Source organism: Micromonospora sp. NPDC047738, assembly GCF_040642675.1.
Lineage (GTDB): Bacteria > Actinomycetota > Actinomycetes > Mycobacteriales > Micromonosporaceae > Micromonospora.
In genome coordinates, this window is the sequence record NZ_JBEYSO010000077.1 from 1 (window position 1) to 1,979 (window position 1,979).

Consider the following 1,979-nt stretch of genomic DNA (forward strand, 5'->3'; position numbering starts at 1 on the left):
AGGGCGGCGTGCAGGGCGTGGTGGTCGACCGGCCCGTCGAACCGCAGCGCGTTCGGCAGGTTGTAGGTGGCACTGGGCCCCTCGAGCTGAGCCAGAAACCACAACCGGCGCTGCGCGAAGGACAGCGGGGGTGTGGCCGGGCGGGTCCCGGCGGTCAGCGTAGGCCGGTCGGTGCCGGTCAGGCGGGTGGCGAGCGCGGCGATGGTCGGGGCCTCGAAGATGGCCCTGGTCGGCAGGTCGGCGTTCAGCGTCGTGCGGATCCGGCTGACCAGCCGGGTCGCGAGCAGTGAATGCCCGCCGAGGTGGAAGAAGTTGTCGTCGATGGTCACGCCGGTGGTGCCGAGGACCTCGGCGAACAGCTCGGCGAGCACCGTCTCGGCCGGGGTCCGCGGGGCGCGTCCGCCGCTGCCGGCCGGGGTCTCCGGCGCGGGCAGGGCCTTGCGGTCGATCTTGCCGTTCGCCGAGACGGGCAGGCTGTCCAGCAGCACGAACACCGCCGGCACCATGTAGTCGGGCAGCCGCTCCTCGGCGTGCCGCCGCAGCCGGTCGGGATCGGTCTCGTCGGCCGTCACGTACGCCACCAGACGCTGATCGCCGGGCCGGTCCTCGCGGACGAGTACCGCCGCCTGGAGTACCTCCGGATGCTGAACGAGGCAGTTCTCCACCTCGCCGAGCTCGATCCGGAAGCCGCGGAGTTTGACCTGGTGGTCGACGCGGCCGAGGAAGTCGAGGGTGCCGTCGGGGAGCCAGCGGGCGAGGTCGCCGGTGCGGTAGAGGCGGCTGCCGGGGGTGCCGTGCGGGTTGGCGGTGAAGCGTTCGGCGGTGAGGTCGGGGCGGTTGTGGTAGCCGCGGGCGAGTTGGACGCCGGCCAGGTAGAGCTCGCCGGGGACGCCGGGTGGCAGCGGCCGGAGGCGCCGGTCCAGCACGTACACCTGGGTGTTCTGGATCGGGCGTCCGAGGGTCACCCGCGCACCGGGCGTCAACTCGATGGAGGTCGCCCAGACGGTGGCCTCGGTCGGGCCGTACATCACAGTCACGCCGGCGCTGTTTCCGCACATCTCGCCGGCCAGGTCGGCGGGCAGCAGTTCGCCGCCGACGATCATCCGCACGCCGGCCATGGCCGGCTCGGTCACTGCGGTGCTCCACCAGGACGGCGTGCCCTGCACCACCGTGACACCGTGTTTGCGGATCCAGGCGCCGACCTCGGCCGGGCTCTGCACCACGTTCCGCGGGGCCAGCACGACGGACGCGCCGGCCAACAGCGGCACGTAGAGCTCCAGCGCCGCGATGTCGAAGCTCACCGTAGTGATCGCGAGAAGCCGGTCCGCCGGGGTCAGCCGCAGCCGGGCGTCCATGTCGTCCAGGAAGTTGTCCAGCGCCCGCCGGCTCACCATGACGCCCTTGGGCCGGCCGGTGGAACCGGAGGTGTAGATGAGGTACGCGGTGTTGTCCGGGTGCGTTCCGGGCGTCGGGTTGGTGGTGGGCTGGGCGGCCACGGATGCGATGGCGTCCGGCCGGTCGAGGTAGAGGGTCGCCGTGGTGGCGGGCACACCGCCCCCGGTGGTGGTGATGAGGAGCTCCGGGCGGGCGGTGTCGAGCAGCTGCTGGATGCGGGTGGCGGGGTGGTCCGGGTCGATGGGGAGGTAGGCGGCCCCGGTCTTGCCGATGGCCAGCAGGGCAACGAGCAGGTCGACCGTGCGGGGCAGGGCGACGGCGACGATAGCGCCGGGCCCCAGGCCGAGGTGATGGGCCAGCTGATTGGCGCGGCTGTTGAGCTGTTGGTAGGTGAGTGTGGTGGCCCCGTCGGTGACCGCAATGGCGTGCGGGCTTTCGGAAACCTGGCGCTCGAAGCGCTGGATGAGGGTCGTGGGGGTGTGGCCGCTCGTGGTGTTGTTCCAGGTGGTGAGGATCTGGTGGTGTTCGTTGGGTAGGAGGATGTCGAGGTCGTCGATGGGGGTGTGTGGGTGGTTGGCGGCTGC

1 protein-coding gene is annotated in these 1,979 nt (G+C 71.8%); it reads right to left on the reverse strand.

All coding sequences use genetic code 11. From position 1 onward, the window contains the following. A partial coding sequence (locus ABZ783_RS37375; protein ID WP_357447963.1) for an amino acid adenylation domain-containing protein occupies positions 1–1,979 on the reverse strand: 1,979 nt, incomplete at both ends.